The organism is Rubellimicrobium mesophilum DSM 19309, from assembly GCF_000600335.2.
Classification (GTDB): domain Bacteria; phylum Pseudomonadota; class Alphaproteobacteria; order Rhodobacterales; family Rhodobacteraceae; genus Rubellimicrobium; species Rubellimicrobium mesophilum.
Genome location: NZ_KK088614.1, coordinates 1 through 18884 on the forward strand (window position 1 = coordinate 1; position 18884 = coordinate 18884).

At 66.0% G+C, this 18884-nt stretch carries 13 protein-coding genes; 5 read left to right on the forward strand and 8 right to left on the reverse strand.

Going from position 1 to position 18884, the window contains the following annotated elements; all coding sequences use genetic code 11:
* Together RUMESO_RS20145 and RUMESO_RS20150 are read left to right on the forward strand one after the other, a co-directional pair.
* The coding region (locus tag RUMESO_RS20145) for a transposase domain-containing protein (protein ID WP_037282972.1) at positions 1-218 on the forward strand (218 nt) is incomplete at its 5' end.
* Positions 219-812: 594 nt separating this feature from the next.
* Positions 813-2147, forward strand: a complete 1335-nt coding sequence (locus RUMESO_RS20150) for a calcium-binding protein (RefSeq protein ID WP_037282974.1) — start codon at positions 813-815, stop codon at positions 2145-2147.
* A 291-nt stretch (positions 2148-2438) separates the two neighbouring features.
* Here the strand turns inward: RUMESO_RS20150 and RUMESO_RS20155 are convergent, their stop codons facing one another.
* From RUMESO_RS20155 to RUMESO_RS20190, 8 genes are all read right to left on the reverse strand, one after another.
* The gene (locus RUMESO_RS20155; protein WP_051521540.1) at positions 2439-3911 is read right to left on the reverse strand and encodes a family 16 glycosylhydrolase; all 1473 of its coding nucleotides are present in this window, start codon (positions 3909-3911) and stop codon (positions 2439-2441) included.
* A 286-nt stretch (positions 3912-4197) separates the two neighbouring features.
* Positions 4198-6759: a glycoside hydrolase family 9 protein gene (locus RUMESO_RS20160; protein ID WP_082484391.1), complete on the reverse strand. Its 2562-nt coding sequence runs from the start codon at positions 6757-6759 to the stop codon at positions 4198-4200.
* A 9-nt stretch (positions 6760-6768) separates the two neighbouring features.
* Positions 6769-8166, reverse strand: coding sequence for a lipopolysaccharide biosynthesis protein (locus tag RUMESO_RS20165; RefSeq protein ID WP_037282979.1), 1398 nt, complete (start codon positions 8164-8166; stop codon positions 6769-6771).
* A 3-nt stretch (positions 8167-8169) separates the two neighbouring features.
* The gene (locus tag RUMESO_RS20170; protein WP_037282981.1) at positions 8170-9438 is read right to left on the reverse strand and encodes an O-antigen ligase family protein; all 1269 of its coding nucleotides are present in this window, start codon (positions 9436-9438) and stop codon (positions 8170-8172) included.
* A 21-nt stretch (positions 9439-9459) separates the two neighbouring features.
* Positions 9460-10392 (reverse strand): glycosyltransferase family 2 protein, encoded by a 933-nt coding sequence (locus RUMESO_RS20175; RefSeq protein WP_051521541.1) that lies wholly within the window; start codon positions 10390-10392, stop codon positions 9460-9462.
* The gene (locus RUMESO_RS20180) at positions 10389-11357 is read right to left on the reverse strand and encodes a glycosyltransferase family 2 protein (protein ID WP_051521542.1); all 969 of its coding nucleotides are present in this window, start codon (positions 11355-11357) and stop codon (positions 10389-10391) included. The genes RUMESO_RS20175 and RUMESO_RS20180 overlap by 4 nt, the downstream gene beginning before the upstream one ends.
* Entirely contained in the window at positions 11344-12315 is a 972-nt protein-coding gene (locus tag RUMESO_RS20185; protein WP_037282983.1) for a sulfotransferase family protein, read from the reverse strand. Before RUMESO_RS20185 ends, RUMESO_RS20180 begins: the two co-directional genes overlap by 14 nt.
* 209 nt (positions 12316-12524) lie before the next feature.
* Positions 12525-13331: a WecB/TagA/CpsF family glycosyltransferase gene (locus RUMESO_RS20190; RefSeq protein ID WP_051521543.1), complete on the reverse strand. Its 807-nt coding sequence runs from the start codon at positions 13329-13331 to the stop codon at positions 12525-12527.
* A 690-nt stretch (positions 13332-14021) separates the two neighbouring features.
* Here RUMESO_RS20190 and RUMESO_RS20195 point away from each other — a divergent pair.
* The 3 genes from RUMESO_RS20195 (at position 14022) to RUMESO_RS20205 (ending at position 18761) form a co-directional block, all read left to right on the forward strand.
* Entirely contained in the window at positions 14022-16139 is a 2118-nt protein-coding gene (locus tag RUMESO_RS20195; RefSeq protein WP_169791212.1) for a GumC family protein, read from the forward strand.
* Between the two features lie 413 nt (positions 16140-16552).
* A complete protein-coding gene (locus RUMESO_RS20200; protein ID WP_082484401.1) occupies positions 16553-17545 on the forward strand; it encodes a glycosyltransferase family 2 protein in 993 nt (330 codons plus the stop codon).
* A 586-nt stretch (positions 17546-18131) separates the two neighbouring features.
* A complete protein-coding gene (locus RUMESO_RS20205; protein WP_217621328.1) occupies positions 18132-18761 on the forward strand; it encodes an SDR family oxidoreductase in 630 nt (209 codons plus the stop codon).
* The last annotated feature ends 123 nt before the right edge of the window (positions 18762-18884 follow it).

An 18884-nucleotide genomic window follows, 5' to 3' on the forward strand; every position in this document is an offset into this window, starting at 1 on the left:
GTCGCAAGAACGCGCTGTTCGCCGGCTCGGATGGCGGGGCGGAGCATTGGGCCGTGCTGGCCTCGCTCATCGAGACGTGCAAACTCAATGGCGTCGAGCCGCACGCCTACCTGGCCGACGTGATCACCCGCATCGTCGAGGGCCACCCGAACAGCCGCCTCGATGAACTCCTGCCCTGGGCCTATCCCAGCCCATCCGCCCTCACGGCCGTGGCCTGAAAACAGCGCTTACCTTTGAACGGACGCAGCCTCGAACCTTCCGGACGATCCAAGCCGGTCAGCGAAGCGCTGTCTTCAGAGGCCCGCATCGGGCCTTGCGAGATGAACCTTGCCTTGAGCTTGGCAGCCGCCGTCGTGACGGTCGCAACGGAAGCCCTGCACCGCAGAGTCCCGCGCGCCATCCACCTCGCAGGATGTCCATCGCGCCTTTGTGCCCCAAATCGGCTGACGCGAGACGGCTCCGGCCTCCCTGCCCTGCCCCGCCACGGGCGGAGGTTGGGGCGCCGATCCTGTGCCGACAGCCGCATCCCGCCACGAGGCTGCCTTTGGCCACCCCGACCCACATTGCGATCCTCGGACCCCGGGCGAGTTGGACATCACCGAACGTTGATCGCCTCGTCCGCCGGCGTTCTCCCTCGGCCAGCCTCTATATTTAATGGGAAGATCAAGAAAACCATGGCCTCGATGCGAAGACATTCCGGACGCAGCATCTGGAAACCGATCTTTTCCCAAATTAAGGACTTCTCATGCGCTGCAACTTTCAGCGACTGTACTACGTGCATACCAAGCATCTTGTCTTACACGGAGCGAAGCGTGGCTACGATCAACGGTGACGACAACGACAACACCCTCGGAGGTGGGCTGGGAGACGATCTCATCCAAGGCTTCGGTGGAGACGACAACCTGGCTGGCGGTGGTGGTGACGACACGCTGATCGGCGGCGATGGCGACGACAGGCTGCGTGGCGGTCGCGGAGATGACCACTTCGTGGGCAATGCGACCGGCAGGATTGCCGGAGAAGGCGATGAGGTCACATACCGCAACGATGCCGGCATCGTGCATGGCGTGACCATTGACCTGGCCGCCGGCACCGGCACGGACGGCTGGGGCGACAACGACACCTTCGAGGACATTCAGCAGGTTACCGGCAGCCACTTGGCCGACACGCTGCTCGGCTCCGATGCGACCAACGTCTTCTCGGGTGGTGCGGGAGATGACCTGATCGACGGCCGCGACGGCTGGGACTTCGTCTGGTACGGGAGCGCCACGTCTGGCGTCGTGGTCGACCTTGCCGCAGGGACGGCTACTGGCGGTCAAGGGAACGACACTCTCGTCGACATGGAAGGCGTGGGCGGTTCGAACTTCTCCGACCGGATATTCGGCACGGACCGCACGAATCTGGTCGAGTGGTTCTCGTTGGATCAACTCGGCAACGAATTCACGCCTAGGAACCAGAACGGCTCGAACGATTTCCTCGACGGTCGCGGAGGCCTGGACGGCGTCGAGTACGACCAGGAGAATGAAAGCGTCGTCATCAATCTGAACAAGGATCGGGCCCAGGATGGATCCGGTCACGTCGACACTCTCGTGAACGTCGAATGGGCGAGCGGCTCCCAAGCCGATGACCGGATCACCGGCGCCCGGAAGGAGGACAACTTCCTTCGTGGCAATGGCGGCGATGATCGGATCAACGGCCTGTCCGGGAACGACACCGTTCAAGGGGGCCGGGGCGACGACCTCCTTCGCGGGGGCGCAGGCGATGACCTGCTGCAAGGCGGCGGAGGAGCCGACGTCCTTCGGGGTGGCGGGGGCAAGGACCTTCTGAAGGGCGGCGGCGGTCCCGATGAGTTCGTGTTCGCCAGGGTCAAGGACAGCCGTCCCGGCGAGGCCACGACCGACCAGATCTTCGGTTTCCATGGGAAGGACGTCATCGTGCTCACGGCGATCGACGCGGTGAGCGACCAAGCCGGCAATCAGCATTTCACCTTCGACGAAGGTGGCGGGTTCCGGGCGGGTGAGATTCGGTTCCGCGAGGTCAGCGACGGGTTGCGGATCGAGCTCAATGTGGACCACGACATCAGGGCCGAGATGTCGATCCTGCTGAACGGCTTCACGGGCACCCTCAACCAAGGTGACTTCGAGCTTTGACGTCGAGCGACCACAGAGTCCGAGTCGCCTGGGCCATTGCCCAACGTCAGGTCGGCGGCAGGCATGCCCTGTCCGGCCCCGGGCCTGTGGCCGGTTGCCGTCGGATTCGGTGAACGTTCGCTCGCATCGGCCCGCACGAGCAGGTCGCGCCGACGGAGCCCAAGAACGCGAGACCCCCGATGCGATCCGCATGTGGGGGTCTCGATCCTTCGCGACTTTGCCTTGGCTCGTTCCGGGTGGGCTCGGTCGTTAGCACGAGCGCATCCACGAGCCTTTCGACCCTTGGGGTGGTCAGAGCAGGATGTCGCTGAGGTCCAGGGTATGGATGTTGTTGACCTGGATCTCGAAGTCGGCCTTGCCGTCGCCGGTGACGTCGCCCTTGAGGATGATGTTGGAGGAGTTGACCACCTCCCAGAGGGCGAAGGCCCTGGCGGTGGTGCCGCCCCAGCCGAAGGCCTGGTCGCCCGCGAGGGCGGCGTTCGCGTCGATGCCGCGCAGGTCGATGTCGTCGGTCCCGTGGACGAAGCCGTTGATGAGGTCCCGCTGGGTGGCGCCCACGGCGCTCTCGGCGGCCGAGTTGAAGACGAAGACGTCGCGCACCCCGTCCGAGCCCGCCGCCATCAGGTCGCGCCCGAGCCCGCCGTCCAGCGTGTCCGCCCCCCCCTGGCCACGCAGCGCGTCATTGCCGGCGCCGCCCCGGAGGACATTGGCATCCGCGTTGCCGAAGAAGCTGTCGACGCCCGAAGTGCCTTCGACGTTCTCGATGCCGCGGATCACGTCGGTGCCCAGGCCGGTGACCTGATCGCTCTTGATGCCCAGGTTCACCGTCACGCCGCTGCTGCCCGAGACCAGGAGCGTGTCGGTTCCGACGCCGCCGTTGACGTAGTCGTCGCCGCCGTCCAGGCTCAGCGTGTCGTTGCCGGCACCGCCCTTCATGTGGTCGATGCCCAAGCCCCCCACGAGGGTGTCATTGCCCCCGAAGGCGTCGATGACGTTGCGCCCGTCGGTGCCCGTCAGCACGTTCGCGCCGTCGTCGCCCAGGAGCGGGGTGGAGCCCGAGACGTCGCCGTCGTGGACGCCGGCATCGACGATGCGGGCCTTGATGGGCGAGGAGAGGCCGCTGAACGTCCCCGCCCAGTCGTTGATGCGCGAATCCCCCGCCCAGAGGTTCACGACGCTCCGGAGGTTGCCCGTGTACCAGACGTCGCCGGGCATGTCGTCGCCGCTGAAATAGGCCACCGGGGTGTCGTCCACCCGGAACACCGCGCCCTTGCCGGTCAGCGTGATCTCGTAGTCGTGCACCCCGGCGGCGGCGTCGAAGCCGAGATCCACCATCGTATTCTCGAGGTTGCGGATGTGGTTCCCCGCCGCATCCTCCATGTGCACCGTCACCTGCACCTTCGTGGTGTCCCTGCCCACGAACTCCCAGTCGAACTCGAGCGTGCGGTCGTTCTTGCCCCCCGCCGCAAGAGCGAACATCCCGAACACCGTGCCGCTCGCCATGCGGGGCGCCTGCGCGGTCCATTCGAAGGTGCCCACGTCCGCCAACGATCCCGACCTCATCTCCCCGCCGGTCGTCGAGTACGAGCCGTCCGAGGCCGCGCCCAGGCTGACCTCGGCGGCCCCGTCCGAGGCGATGCTCACCCGGTTGCGCGTCCAGGTCGTGATCGAGCTCAGCCAACCAGCGCCCCATTCCGAAACTTGCCAGTCCCCGCTCGTGAAGTTCTGGCCCGCGTAGACCAGATCGTTGTTGGTGTTGAACATGGATTCCCCTCTCGCGGCCGATTTCCGATCAGGCCGATGGGACTGAGGGGACCTTCTCGAAATGTCGGGAGGGAGGCACAGATGTGGCTGCCACGCGACGTGCGCCTTAACTGCGCCTAAATTACTTTAGGTTGTGCTCAGCGTCGGCAAGACTCCGCCTAGTTGCACCAAGGTGCTGTCGGGATGGTGCCGCAGCGCGTCGGCCGTTCGCTGAAACGAAGGCGACCCGGAACTGCCATCGGCACGGCTGGGAGCGATCCACCTCTGCCTGTGACAACGCGCTCCGTCAAAGCTGGTTGGGCTCCGAGAGGACCTCGCAAGCCGCGAACGAGGCATACAGCCATTCAAGCGCATTGGACTTCATGCCGTGCTCAGCGCAGCCGATGACGCGCCGGCTTTCGAATATCCTTGCGTATTCCGGCCAGTGCGTCTCGTCCGCGGGGTACAGCGTACCTTGTATGGCCTTGCGCTCGAAGTCATGAAGGTCCCCGGCGGCCACGCCGAACACGATGTGCCCGGGAATGGGATCGTTCCCGGTGGGGTCGATGAGCAGCGGATCGCCGAACACCCGCGATCCGACGCCTTGGATGAAGCTCACGTTGGACGGATTGCAGCCCAGTCCGAACCACATCCCCTCCAGAACGCACTCGCGGACCTCGGACGACACCTCCTCATCGGCCAAGACCTGCAACCAGCTCCGTCGCGCGGGCCAGTTGGAGCCCGGGCCAAAGCGCATCCAACTGACTCCCCACGGAAAGCGCGCGCTCGCGTGCAGGCCATAGTCCTGGCCCATGCGCTCCTCGCGCTGAAGTTGACCGGCCGACCACCTCGCCACGCTTGCCGCGAGATCATCGTCCGCAGGATGTCCCTCCCTCTCTGCCAGGACGTAGTCCCAGGCCTGGAAGGCGATATTGTTTCGCAGTGCGCCGCCGGCATTGGCGGCAAAAGGGTTCGACTCCTCGAACGTGGCACGGATGTCTTGCCGCCCCGTGGCCCGGTAGAGCGGACCCGCCGCAGCCAGACGGGCCTGGAACAACTGGGAGGCTGCGTCCTCGTCCTCGGCCGACGAGTTCGATCGGGCAACGCCTTCGGCCCAGTCCCAGGCCGCGGCAGCCTCGGACACGAGAGCGCCGCCGAGGACGGAGTCACCGCAGACGGTCCTGACGACATGGCCGAGCTTTGCCGCGGCCATGGCGAAGTTGTAGGCCGACCATTCCTCGGCCCCGTAGGCATAGGTCGTCTGAACGGGGTTCCAGGAGACGGACCCCTGGATCCCGTCCAAGGAGTATTCCACTCCTCCAATGATGCGTCCGTCGGCGCCCTGCGTGCGCCTCCAGATGGACAGGCCCCAAAGCGCCTCGTGGATCAGGTCGGGGAGGATGGTCGACCCGTCGCCCCTGTCGGACGCGTCCTTCCTCGCCTGGACCGCCTCATCGGAGAAGGTCTTGCCGCTTTCAGGGATGTTGAGGTCGATCCGCCTGGCGCTCGGCAGCAGCTCGATGATCTGGGCCATCGCATAGACCGCTTCGCAGTGCTGGATCCGGCGGTCCCAATCCCCCGCGTCGTGCCACCCTCCCCAAGCATCGTCGTTGAGGGACTGGTCGTCCCCCCGGCGTTCCTCGAAGTCCCGGAGCGCATCGAACACGCTGGCCTTGCGCGTGAAGCCTTCGGAGGTCCGTCCCAGTCGGACGTCGCTCTGCCGGACCGTCAAGCCATCGGCCGGGTGACCGTTACGGGGCCTGACCCGACCCTCCCCGTAGGGCGCCCTGATCTCGCATCCGGATCGCTGATGGAAATACCATCGGGCCGCCAGGCGGGCGACCTCCTCGTAGGGAGACGACGTGACGGGAAACACGAAGGAGGATCCCAGGTCGGGAACCTCGAGGCGAAAGCGACCGGACCGTCCGACCGAAGAGAAGTCGGCCTCATAGATCGTGCAGCCGTTGAAGTTGCGACCCTCCTGGTGCGGGCTGTCGAACGCCTTCGCGACCGACAGGCGCCCCTCGGCGACCACCAGCCCCGTATCGAAGTCACGCAGTTGCCAATGACTCTCAGGAGAGAGAAGTTCGTCGGTCGTTGCGCTTCGTCCATCCTGGTCGTGCCCAAGCCATGCCCCCAGATAGGCCTTCTTCGGGCCCGAGGTGGCGTATCCCGCCTGGCAGACGTGAATGACCTCCGACAGGCTGCCCGGGTCGATCGCGCCATCGAGACGGAGGCCGCCCGGCAATCCTAGCGTGACGTCGGCCCGCTCCGGCAGGTCAGCGTCGAGGGCCAAGGTGACGACGTGGCGCACCGCGCTCGCGTAGGTCCGAGGCCCCGTTCGGACGGTGCGGATAGGGGTGGACTTGCGCCAGACCGCGCGGACGCCGACAGGCACGCCATCGCTGGCGACACTCCAGCGTTGAGGATCGTCCCCCTCCTGAGGGCCGGTTCCCCCGCGAAACACCCCCAGGTCGGGATTCGGGCGGAAGACAGCCCAGGGGAAGTAAACTTGCGGCTGGTGGAGGTTGCGGTTGCCGGAAAGCGCTCCGCTCATTCCGTTCGATTCGACGATGCTGCTCAGCCGCTCGAAGGGGTCCGGGTGCCATGACGACGGCGGCTCCGCCAGAGGCACCGCTGGTGGCAGCGTGACGTCTCCATCCGTCAGGACGAGTTGCAACCCGTTGGGCCCGAGCCGACTCAGGCCGACGAGGGCGTTCGCGGACTGGGCGCTGGCGGGCACAGGCTCCCCCGGGAATGCACCCAGCCCCCCCGCGATTCCAAGTCCCGACACGCCGGCCAGCAGGAACGCCCGCCGACTGAGAGACCTGGCCGGCGACTTTGCCGACGGATTCAAGGATTCAGGCATCAGGGCCTCCTAGGGGCTATGGCGAGGCGCCTTCAGGCGTCGCATGCCTTCGTACCCCGAGAGATACAGGGCCGAGATGCCGACGATGCCACCGACCACGAGCAGCGCCAGGGCCAGCGCCGGAAGGTCGGCGTAATCCGCCGCGACGCCCCAGGGCAGGAAGGCCAGGACTCCGACGAGCAACTTCCGGAGCTCCGACTTCGAGTAGGGCACCCGATACTTCTCGCGCCCGACGAGCACCGAGAGCCAGAGAGTGGAGCAGGCCGTGGCCAACGTCGCAAGGGCCACGCCGAGGGGACCCGCGAGCCACGCGCCCAGGACGGTGAAGGCGGCATGAAGGGCCGTCGCGGCGCAGACGACAAGCAACTGCCGGAAGGTTCCCCTCGTGATGGTGAAGGCATAGCTGAAGAACGAACCCTGAAGGCCGAACCCGAAGGCGGCGCAGGCGAGCCATGGAAGCTGCTGAGCCACGCCGGCGGCCATCTCGGGCCGGAACAGCAGGTGGGCGATGGTGTCGTTCGCCAGGATCAGAACCTCGGTGAGCGGGACCGAGAGAAGCAGGAGGCGCGAGAGGTAGCGCGACAGCGCGATGTCGGCATGCGCCTTCCCCTCCCCCTCATGCGCGGCGAATATCTCCGGGCTCGATGCCTTGCTCACCTCGGTCATCAGCATCCTGATGGATCTGAAGCAGAGCACGTGGGCCGCGGTGAACAGGCCGACCGCCGCAGCGTCCGAAAAGAACAGGAGAAGGGCCTGCGATATCAGGAGCAGCCCCAGCTCGAAGGACTGGACGATGGTGAGGGGCAGGCCATAGCTCAGAAGGACGCGAAGCGTGCGGAGATCGGGCAGCCGGGGGCGAGTCGCGGTGAAGCGGCACAGGATCACGAGGCCCGCGATCCCCGCGCCCGCAGATGCCGCGCCCACGGCCCCGACCCAGCCATACCCCCCGAGCACGAGGACCGCGCCCAATGCCAGCGCAACCACCGGGCGGAAGTAGACCACGACGGCATAGACCCGCTTCAGGTTGAGCACCCGAAGGATGGTCACGGCGAGTTCGTGGACCATCTGGGTGAGGCCGTAGACGATGATGAGCACCGGCGCGATCGTCACGCCGGCCTCCGGCCCGAAGACGTAGAGGCCGATGCAGGCGGTCCCGAGGACGGCCGCGAGCAGCGTCAGGATGCCGAGGGCGGACGCAACGAGCTCACCCTTGAATTCCGGAGCGAAGTAGAACCTGGCCAGGGAAGTGTTGACCCATGAGAACAGGTACATATGCACCATCGTCCCCAGGACGATGACGATGTTGTAGTGGCCGAACTCCACCGCACCCAGCATGCGGGAGAACATGATCATCGTCGCGAAGGTCAACAGCGCGGCGATCAGGCGGGGGAGGACGAACCAGAACATCTCTTAGGCTCCAGCACGCCGGAGGGATGGAGCGGGCGCCAGTGCCGGACCCTGTCGCGAGGATGCCTTCGCGACGAGGCCCAGCTTCGCCGTGATCAGGGTAAACTGCATCCACATGATGCCGTCGCGCTCGAGGATGCTGCTCTCGGTCGCGTTGTGCAGCAGGAAGCACAGGATGAAGGCGAAGAAGACCACAAGCTCCCGCCGGTCGGCCGTCGTGCCGAGGATGCCCAGGATGCCGCCGAAGACCCGCGTCAGGAGAAGGGCGAGCAGCATGAGGCCGACGACGCCCACGTTGAGCAGCGTCTCGATCAGCCCGTTGTGCGAGTAGAACGGCACGTACCAGATCGCCGGGCTCTGGGAGATGGCCATGACGCGGGTGGATTCGGGATCCCAGAAGGCGAGGTAGCCCCAGCCGAGCCACGGCCTCAGCTTCACGAAGGGCCATGTCACCTCCCAGAGCGGGATCCGGCCCGACAGGGTCGGCTTCCGTCCCACCATGGCGAAAACGGGATCGAGCCAGCCGTTCGAGAAGGCGGAGTAGACAACCATCGTGGTCAGGGTGACCACGAGGAGGATGATGGCCGCGGAGGCGAGCTTTCGGCGCGTGACCAGGGTAACGCCGAGCAGCCCGAAGCCGAAGATCGTCGTGATCTGCGAGGTGCGGGACTCGCTCACCAGAAGAAGGTAGGCGTTGAGCAGCGCGCCCAGGATCAGGAACTTGCGAAGGCGCCCCTGGCCCTGCGAGACCAGGGCGGCACCGGCCGCCAGCAGCAGGCCGAACGAACTCGACGACCCGAGAGCGTTCTTGTGGTTGAAGACCCCGCGCCAGACCGTATCCCAAGGCGGCGTGCCGCGCGCGGAGGGGATCAGGGCCACGGCCAGGAGGCTGGCCAGGGCCGTGCAGGTCGCGATGGCCCCGAGGAGCAGGAGGACCTGCCTCATCGAGAACATGCTCGCGATGGTCAGCATGAAGCAGCTCGTGACGAGCAGGGGCAAGGCCCGGATGAGGGTCAGGTGCGGCGCGACGCTCCAGCTCACGGAGACGACGGCGAAGACGTGCAGCACGATCAGCTCGGGCACGGCCAGGGACGTGCGCACAAGATGCCTGGTGTAGAGGACGGTGATCGCGACCATCGGAATGAGAAGCGCCAGCATCAGCGACCGCTCCGCCGCCGCGCCGGCGAAGGTCCGGATGGTCTCGGTCCCGCCCAGAACCACCAGGACGACGATGGCCTTCTGCAGTGGCGAGAAATCTGACATCGAAGCCATGAGCTAGCCGATCAACAGGACCTAGGGCCGGATCGAACCCAGCAGCCGCCGGGCCAAGGTCGGGCGCAGCACGCTGTCCGGGTAAGTGGCGATCCCCAGAGCCGCAAGATACAGGGCCTTGGATTGCCTCCCATGAAGGTATTCGTTTCGGACCTTCGACCAGAACATGTCGATCTGGCGCGCCCGCAGCAACCAGTCCAGCCTGCGGCCATATCTCTCACGGAACACCCGGTTGCCGGATATCCGTTCCAGGCACGAGCGCCCGGGACGCAGGTCGAGACCGTGGGCCTGATGGTTCGCCCCGCTCGCCCGTTGTCGATAGAGCAGGATCGGCCCGCCCTCCACCCTGCCGAAGTCGCCGAGCGAGCAGAGCCGGCACCAGAATTCCCAGTCCTCCCCGAAGGCCAGCGTGGTGTCATAGGCTCCCGCCGCCTCGAAGGCTTCGCGGCGCATCAGGAGCGCGCCGCCATTCACGACGAAGTTCTTTCGCAAGAGCGCGTCGAGCTGCTCGCGATCAGGCATCAGCGACGTGTTGTCGTTCGAGGGCAAGGCGCGACCGGCCTCGTCGATCCGGCCCACGCGGCCCAGGGCGGCCGGAGCTCTCGAATGCGGCCCGGACAGGGCATCGATCATCCTGCGGAGCGCATCCGCCGCCAGAAGGTCGTCGGCGTCGAGGAAAAGAAGGTAAGGCGCCCGCGTCAGGCCGGCGCCCAGGTTCCGTGCCGCGCTCACGCCCTGGCCCGGAGCCTGCCTCAAGGCGAAGCGGCTGTCCTCGCGTATCGCCTCCGCCACGACCGCAGCCGTCCCGTCCCTGGACCCGTCGTCCAGCACGACGCACTCGAACGCGCCCTCCGTCTGCGCCTTGAGGCTCGCGATCGTGTCGCCGATGTAGTCCTGGACATCGCGAGCGGGAATCACGACCGAGACGAGAGCTGTGTCACTCTTTACGATCAAGCACTCTCTCCCCGGTCGGCATCGACACGCTGCGGACTGTATTCCGTGACCACTATACGGAAAAAGGCACTGAACATTCCGAGCCCTCTCGCAATCTCCATTCGGCCGGCAATCGCGTCCGTCGAGCTCCATAGGCCCATGGTGCCGGCCCTCGCCACGCCGAAGGTAACAGACTTGAAGGCTTTGACAAAGCGCACAACCCTGCCCCTGCGTCGCTTCAGCGCGATTCGAGCGATCGTGTTCCCCTTGCGCTTGCTCCGCCTGAGCACCCAGTCGCGCGTCATCCGCCGTCCGGGGATCGCGTCGTAGACGACCGCATCCGCCGACGAGACGATGCGGCCGCCCGCTTCACGGACCCGGCCGTAGAACTCCTCGTCCTCGCCCCCCGCGAAGTTGAAGGACGGGTCGAAACGGAGACCATGCCGACGCACGAACTCCAGGTCGACGAGGGAGTTGTTGGTGGCCGCGAAATGTAGCGGAGCGCCATCGCCGAAGGGTCCCAGGCGGAAAATGCCGAGGTCCTCCACCCATCGCGGCGCGGGCTCCTCGTAGAGCGGCTCCACCGGCCCCTGGACGACGGTCGCCCCGGTCCTGGTCCAGACGTCGAGCATCGCCTCCAGCCAGCCTGGCGCCACCACCTCGTCATCGTCGACGAAGAGAGCCGCCTTCGCCTCGGTCGGAGCGGCCTCGAGGGAACGGTTGCGGGCCGCGACCAGCCCTCGCGCCGGCTCATGCACATAGGTGACGGGCCAACCGCATGCCCCCTGCGCATCCTCCTGGCTGCCGAAGGCCGGCTGCGTGGGATCGTTGTCGACGACGACCACCCTGAGGTCGGGCGGCACGCCCCGAAACCGCAGCTCGTCGAGGCTCCCCAGGAGCGAGCGGATTCCCTGCGGCCTGCGAAAGGTCGCGACGCAGACGGCAACCGTGGGAGCCCCGACGTCGTCGCCGTCAGGCAAGGCCATAACCGGCCCTCTCCAGCACGGAACCGGCGATCGAGTTGAAGCGGGCGAGCCGCTTGTCGGACCAGGACCTCCAGCGTCCGACGGGCTTGAAGTCCTCGCTCTTCTCATGCGGCGCCCATCGTCCGTCGGTCAGGTCGGTCTCCCGGGACGATCCCCGGACCGGCAGCGCCCTGAATGCGTCGAAGTCGTAGCGCTGGGCCGAGAGCCCGGAATGCGCGAGCATCCTCTCCACGGGAGCGGTGTCCCCCGACTGGAGCTCCTCATAGCGGACAACCATCATGCTGGGATGATAGGTGCGCCCCCCGGGCTCGCAATCCAGGATCGCCGCAGCGGCCAGGCTCCACTCTGTCGCCAACTGGTCGAAGGTCTTCCGCCCGAGGCTGAAACGGTCGAAGGTGTTCATCGAACTGACGACGACGTCCCTCCCGTCACGGATGCAGACGATGAGCTTGGCGCCCGCGAAGATGTACGGCGCCAGCGTGAGGTTCTGGACATGCGGGCTCTTGAGGACGATCTGCCGATCTCCGGCCTCGCGCTGCAACTCGCGCAGCCAGGCTCCCGAGAGCATGGCCAGGAGATCCCATCGGCCGATCGATCCCGCCGAACGCGGGAAGTACTGGATGTAGTCCCTTCGGAACATCGCGGCGTGCTTGGCCACGTGCAGCAACGGGAACTCGTAGAGATTGCCCGGATCGGCGCAGGTGTCCGGGTGCAGCGCAAGGATGTCCCGGACGAAGTTGGTGCCCGAGCGGGGCATGATTCCGAGGACGATGATCGGCGCCGGCCCGTCTCCCCGGGCACGGAGGGACAGGTCCTCCAGCCGCCTCGCCTCGTCGGGCGAGACAGAGGGCGCGAAGTCCTCCTGGCGGAGATAGGGCCTGCCGGCCAGGCGGCGCAGGTAGGCCCCCAGGTCGCCCACGCGCGCCGCGCGAAGCTGGTCCTTCAGGCCCTCAGCCATTGACGGGCCCCACGAGCGATGGATCGGACCACGAAGGACGCGGCCCCGTCGGACCTCTCGCCCCCATCCCCCGTCGGAGTGGCAATGTCCACCGCGACAGGACGACCGCGCCCCGCTGCACGCCGATTTCCAAGAACCTCACCGTCATAAAGGCTTCCCTCAAGAGTTGGCTCGCAAGAGTGCGGATGGGCTGGCTCCGGGTCGGCGCGTCAGGGCCCGCTTTGCCGTGGGGCTTCGAACAGTGCGCTGCGCAGGACGAGGTACAGCGCGTGCGGAATGGTGACGGCGTAGCGCTTGATGAGGTAGCGCGGCCCCGTCAGCATCCGATGGAGCCATTCCAGGCCTGCCTTCTGCATCCAGATCGGCGCGCGCTTGTAGTCCCCCGCGACGAAATGGAAGCATCCCCCGCAGGTGACGATCCAGGCGCAGTCGAGTCTGTCCCGGAGGAGCACCGCCGTCATGGTCTCTCGGGGCTTGCCCAGCCCCAGCCACACGACGTCCGCGCCGGACGAGTTGATGTCAGCGGCGATGGCGTCCAGCTCGTCGTCCCTGAAGTATCCGTGATGCCGTCCGGCGATCCGAAGACGCGGGTAGCGCCGGATCAGCTCCGCCGCACATGCGGAGTTGATGTCCTCCGGGCCGCCCAGGAGATAGAAGCTGATGCCGTCATCCTGCGCCGCCTTGGCTGCGGCATGGATGTAATCCGTCGTGGCGGTCCGCTCCGGAATGGTCGGGCCCGGAAGGAGCCTTGACAAGGCCACGATGAACGCGCCGTCCGCATGCCACACGTCGGCTCGGTCGTAGGCAGCCCGGTAATCCTCGGAGCGAGCGTAGAGCGATACCGCCTCGCCGTTGATGTCGGTGACCACGCGCGGCCGCCCGAGACGGCCGGTCCTGTTTTCCCCGACGTCCGAAGCCATCAATTCGAGAAGGTCTTCCGTACCCGCAACTGTTACGGCCAGGCCGCCCAGTCGGCGCTGCTTTAGCTTCGCGCCTCCTTTTCCGCCCAATGTCATCAACGGATCCTCTCTGGCCCTAGCGGAAAGCCCGGGCGCTGCAACAGATAGACTAAAGAGCACCGCAGGTCTATTGCGGGCGCTTGCCCCATTCCTCCTGCCGTCGCGTTCACGGTCCCGGAGCATCGTTGGTTCCACGGCGCCTCGGTGATTACGGGTTCATGGTCCTCCCGACGGCCGGCCCCGCCGTCGACCGGGCCGATGCACGTCCCGTCCTGCTCACCCGCCCCAACATGCCGCCGTTCCTCGATGTGGTAAATCTGTCGAATAGTTGGGCCTCTCTTCTCACCTCGTCCAGTCCGAATCCTGCGGCGTTCGGCCGGAAGTGCGCGACGGGGTTATGGCCGGCACGGACATCCGTCGGCGCGGGACGGTGCCGGCCGGCTCGGCCGGGCGGTGGCGCGATGGGCTGCCCCCGGCTCGGCCCCGGACTGCCACAAAATCGATTGCCCGTCCCTGGATCGCCACGACTTGGACTGCAAGTTGCTCAAGATCGTCATTTCTTTCGCCCAAGAAAAAGGCTAGGAGCCTAAATCAGGATCATGCGGCTTGAGACCCGCAACCCGAGAAGATATCGGCTCCGCCCCACGATATTTGACTTTCCTTCGGCCCTGCGAGATTTTATCCAGTTACTGAACCTCTTGGGAGGCGAGTATGAACCTTCACGCTCCGACAGACCTGGAGCTCGAGATGCATGCGCGGAACCCCCTCCGCATCTCGGAGAGCGAGGAGCTGCGGTTCGTCGGACGCCTATGGCGCGCGATCTGGCGTGTCAGGTACTGGGCGTTCGTCGCAGCGCTGCTCAGCGGCATCGTGGCCTATCTGTACAGCCTGACGCTCGAGGAGTCGTTCACCGCCGAGGCCCGGGTCATGCTCAACACGAGCGCTCCGCCCCAGCAGCCCGAGCCGGTCGGCCCACTGCTGCCGGTCCTGTCGATGTCGCCGACGACCCTCCAGTCCGAGATCGAGGTGATGGGCTCGCTCGACCTGATCGATACGGTCGCGCAGCAGTTGAACCTCTATACCGACCCGGAGTTCGCGGGCTCGGAGGACGAGAGCTCGATCGCCACCGCCATCGACAGCGCGAAGGCCTGGGTGCGGCAAACTCTCTCGTCGGCGGTCGACGCCCTCCTGGGTTCGGACGAGGCCGCCTCCTCGGAGGCGTCCGAGGACCTGGACGAGAGCGGGTACCAGCAGGTCATTCTGGAGTCCATCGCCGGCAACGTGGGCGTCGTCCAGCTCAGCCCCCTTTCGGCGGTCTATACGATAAGCTTCACGTCGGAGGATCCGAAGAAGGCCGCCGACGTTGCCAATGCGTTGGCGGAGACCTACATCGATGCCCAGACGAAGGAGGTCCTGGCGACGGGTGGGAGGCTGCGGGAGTGGCTCATCAGCCGGACCAAGGATTCCGAGGACGAGTTGCTCCGCCTGAATGTCGAGCTCGCCGAACAGGTGACCTCGCCGACCTCGACCGGGGAGCCGTTGGAGGTCATGCAGCAGCAGCGGCGAGAATATGCGGAGAGCTTGGCCTCGGCCCAGGCCCGGCTCGCCTCCCTCGAGCAGACGTTGGGCCCGAGCGGCTCGCCTGACGCGACCGGGACGCCCGCTCTGCCGGACGACGCGGCCGTCGGAAACGCCGCAAGCGGCTCCGACGCCCAGGACATCCGTCGGCGCAATGCGCTGGAATCGCAGCTTCAGCAGCAGAGGACCCTGGTCACCTCCCTGCAGCAGAGCATCGCGGAGCAGGAACGCCGCATCGCCGAAGAGATCGAGTACACCACCAACGTGAGCCGTCTGGAAAGCCAGATCCGGGTCGCGGAGCGGGTCTACGAGAGCTTCGTGGAGCTGCTCCGGCGGCAGTCCAACCAGGAACGCTTCGTCGAGCCCAACGCCCGCATCATCTCGCACGCGCGCCTGCCCCTCTACCCCAGCGGTCCCCGCCGGGCGCGGCTGGCCTTCGTCGCAGCGGTCCTGGCAGCCATGTCCGTCGTCGGTCTGGCGATGGCCAAGGAGGCGGTCACCCGTCGCCTCAGGACGGTCCGGGAATACGAGGAGGCCACCTCCCTGCCCGTGCTTGGGATGATTCCCTCCACGACGCGCCTCGGCCAGGGGCTGAAGGGCATTCTGACGAATCCCAAGCGGGCCGACAGCGTCGTCGATCGCAACATCCGCCGCCTCCGCAACCAGATCATCACCCGAGCCGAGGCCCTGGGGCAGCCCGAGCCCCGCGTCCTGATCGGAGCGTCTCCGCTGCACCAGGAAGGGAAGACCCTCTCCATCACCCTGTTGGCCATCAATTATGCCGCGACGGGTGACAGGGTCCTGCTGATCGATGCCGATTTTTGGCGCTCGGGATACAAGGGCCTCCTGCCTCAGCCGACGGCCGACTACTGGGACACGGTGAGCGATCCCGGCGCAAGCGAGATCGCGGTGCATTCCGTGCCCAACACCAGCCTCGACATCATGGTCGCGCCCACGAACCTGACCGACCCTGCCGAGCTGCTGATGTCCAAGTCGTTCCAGGATTTCGTCTCCGGGATGCGAAACCGGTACGACCGCGTCCTCATCGACGCCCCACCGATCCTGCCGCTCGCGAACGTGCTGCCGCTCTACCGCGTCGCGGACGCCACCTTGTTGTTCGTTCGCTGGAATTATACCTCCAGCGCCAGCGTGCAGAGCGCGCTGAAGGCGCTCAACAGCGTGGGCGTCGAACCGTTGGGATGCGTCGCGACCCAGATCGACCTGCGTCGCGTCCACGGCTATTCGGACGATGAGTTCACACATGTTTTGGCCCACTCGTCGAAGTAGGTGACAAGGGGAATGTTAACATGGATTAGTGCGGGCAGGCGCCTCATTGCCTAGTGTGTATTCGGGGCTTGGGGCGCAATGTTTGCTCCGGGCCATCGGAATAGTCGAAATGAACGAGAATATCGCAAAGGGGAGGCGTCGGACCTAAGTTGACGGTTACCTGGTTCTGCGTTAGGCTGTATTGCGGATGCTCGACCATCCGCTCGGCCCAGGGTAGTCCAAGGTTGCAGTCTGCGAGAAGCCATGTACGACCCAATACCAGCCGTGTCGTGCCGGCCTAGGTCGGCGGCTTCTTCTCCTGTCTGGGGCTTGGTGCAGGAAGGGAGTGGGGCGCTCGATACAGGATCGTCGAGAGTGGTGTCGATCTCACGGCAGCCTCGAAAGGCTTCTCGCACAAGAGGTTCTCGTGCACAATGCCTGAGTCAGATCTTCCCAGCGTAGCTGTTGTTATTCCGTGTTATAATTCCGAACTCTGGGTAAGTCGGGCAATCGAGAGCGCCCTGCGGCAGGCAGGCGTGCGGCCAGAGGTCATCGCCGTCGACGATGGCTCGACGGACAACAGCCTGCAAATGATCCGTCGCTATTCCGACAGCATCCGCTGGGAATCGGGTCCAAACAGTGGCGCCTGTATCGCCCGCAATCGCGGGCTCGAATTGGTTAAAAGCCCATTCGTGATGTTCCTGGACGCGGATGATTACCTCGAACAAGATACGCTGCTAGGACTCGTCAGCGCCGCCGAGAAGGCCAAGGCGGATCTGGTCATCACCAAGGTCGCCGAGGCCGATGCCACAGGGCGTCGCGCGTCACGGGTCCTGCCCCGAGTCGAGAGCCCCAACAGGTTCATGAGCGATTGGTTGACGGGGAGATATGTCCCCCCTTGCGGCATTCTTTGGCGCACGGATTTCGTGCGTACGATCGGGGGATGGAACGAGGCGCTGAGAAAGAACCAGGACGGCGAGCTGGTTCTGCGTGCGATCCTTCGAGGCGCAAGGATTTCCGCAGCGGAAACCGGAACTTCCGTGTATTGGCACCACAACAGCACGGACCGGATCAGCAATACCGTCTCCGAAGCGAAGTTGAATGACAGTTTCGGGGTGCTTCGTAACGCGAGGGCCGAGGCCGAGACGCGCAGGTTGCTCAGCGATGAGGTCGAGGTGGCCTTTTCGCGTGCAACGCATGTGTATGAGCGGATGGCAGCGCATAACGGGCTTTCCGCTCTGGAATCGGAAATCCGCAAGTATCGCGCATCATTGGGCTGGCCTGCCTTTGAGGGCGAGATCATGCATATCTGCGCCAGCCGCCTTCTCGGCCTCGGCCGAAAGGAGCGCCTGGCCCGATGGTTCCGGGTCGCAATGCGCCGGCATCGCAAACGATGGCCCCGCCAAGGCTACAATCGGGTGGTCTAGGAACTCCGCCGACGCGATTGAAGAAGCGTTGTTGGTGGAATCAAGGACCGCCAGCATATCGAGGAAATCGTCCAGCGTGAGCGACGATCAGGCCTGAGCCGCTCCGAAGGCCGGTTCATGCCCGGCCGCACATGGCGGCCGACGAGGGACTCAGCACACCCGTTCAGGTCGCGTCGGCCGACGAGCGGAGGTGGAGGGTCCGCCTGTCGTGCCGCACTTCGCCAGCGGCGGCTGGGTCCGCCCCGGCCACAACGCGGATCGGTTCCGTGCGGCCGGCCGGCGACACCGAAGACCTCGCCCCGGCGCACGTTGAAGCTCATGTCCGGAAAGACGCCATCTGCACCCGAGAGCTCCTGATGGAAAAGACGACCTCGTCGGACGGCATGGGGATCGGCGGGAACATCCATGCGAGACTGCGCCCGACCATGGCCTCGACGACCTGGGATGCGAAGTTTCGAGGGAACCATGGTCCTGGTCACGGGCGGCCATAAGGGCATCGGCTGCGGCATCGCCGAGCGCTTCCTCCAAGACAGGGTACAGGTGGCCATCGCTTCCGTCGAGCCGCGAGGCCGCGGAACGCCTTGCCTTGCAGCATGGCGGCCGCCTGCTGCCGCTCCTCTGCGATCAGACGAAGCCTGCGGAGGTCGCGGCTGCCTACGTCCAGGCCGAACGGGAGTTGGGGCCCAGCGGCGTGTCCGTCCAGAACGCAGGAGTCAACACCATCGCCAAGGTCGAGAACCTGACCGAGCGCGAGTGGGAGCTGAATCTCGACCCCAACGCCGAGAGGGCCTTCCCCTGCCAGGGGGCGATCCGCCGGGTTCGGGCCTCCGGGACCAGAGGCCGCATCCTCAGCACCGCCTGGTGTCAGCCACGCGACGGCGTCATCTTCACGCCGTACTGCGCCGCCTCGAAGTTCGGCGTCGTCGGGCCGCTCCAGAGCCAGGCCAGGGAGGTCGCGGCCGAAGGGACCACGGTGAGCGCCATCTGCCCCGACCCCATCAACACCGACATATGGGATGACGACCGCGTCCGGGGCCAGATGCGGGGAGACCGCGGCGCAGGCGAGCTGACGGCTGATTGGCCCGTCGGCATCCCCATGAAGCGCGCCGGAGTTCCGGCCGAGGTGGGCGCTCGGGTCGTCGTCCTCGCCAGCGAGGTTACCGCTGGCATCATCGGCCAGACGATCAGCGTGGACGGCGGGCTCGTCATGTCGTGATGCAACATCTCTACGCAGCGACGAGGACGTCGATGCCGCGGCGTTCGAAGGCCTGGGCGTCGCGGTCGGAGATGCCGCTGTCGGTGAGGAGGGCGTGGACGACCTCGAGGCTGCCGAGGCGGG

Excerpts from the sequence above, each read along its gene's own strand:
- RUMESO_RS20155 (WP_051521540.1), bottom strand. The coding sequence starts at position 3,911 with ATGTTCAACACCAACAACGATCTGGTCTACGCGGGCCAGAACTTCACG.
- RUMESO_RS20160 (WP_082484391.1), bottom strand. The coding sequence starts at position 6,759 with ATGCCTGAATCCTTGAATCCGTCGGCAAAGTCGCCGGCCAGGTCTCTC.
- RUMESO_RS20165 (WP_037282979.1), bottom strand. The coding sequence starts at position 8,166 with ATGTTCTGGTTCGTCCTCCCCCGCCTGATCGCCGCGCTGTTGACCTTC.
- RUMESO_RS20170 (WP_037282981.1), bottom strand. The coding sequence starts at position 9,438 with ATGGCTTCGATGTCAGATTTCTCGCCACTGCAGAAGGCCATCGTCGTC.
- RUMESO_RS20180 (WP_051521542.1), bottom strand. The coding sequence starts at position 11,357 with ATGGCCTTGCCTGACGGCGACGACGTCGGGGCTCCCACGGTTGCCGTC.
- RUMESO_RS20185 (WP_037282983.1), bottom strand. The coding sequence starts at position 12,315 with ATGGCTGAGGGCCTGAAGGACCAGCTTCGCGCGGCGCGCGTGGGCGAC.
- RUMESO_RS20190 (WP_051521543.1), bottom strand. The coding sequence starts at position 13,331 with ATGACATTGGGCGGAAAAGGAGGCGCGAAGCTAAAGCAGCGCCGACTG.
- RUMESO_RS20195 (WP_169791212.1), top strand. The coding sequence starts at position 14,022 with ATGCATGCGCGGAACCCCCTCCGCATCTCGGAGAGCGAGGAGCTGCGG.
- RUMESO_RS20200 (WP_082484401.1), top strand. The coding sequence starts at position 16,553 with ATGCCTGAGTCAGATCTTCCCAGCGTAGCTGTTGTTATTCCGTGTTAT.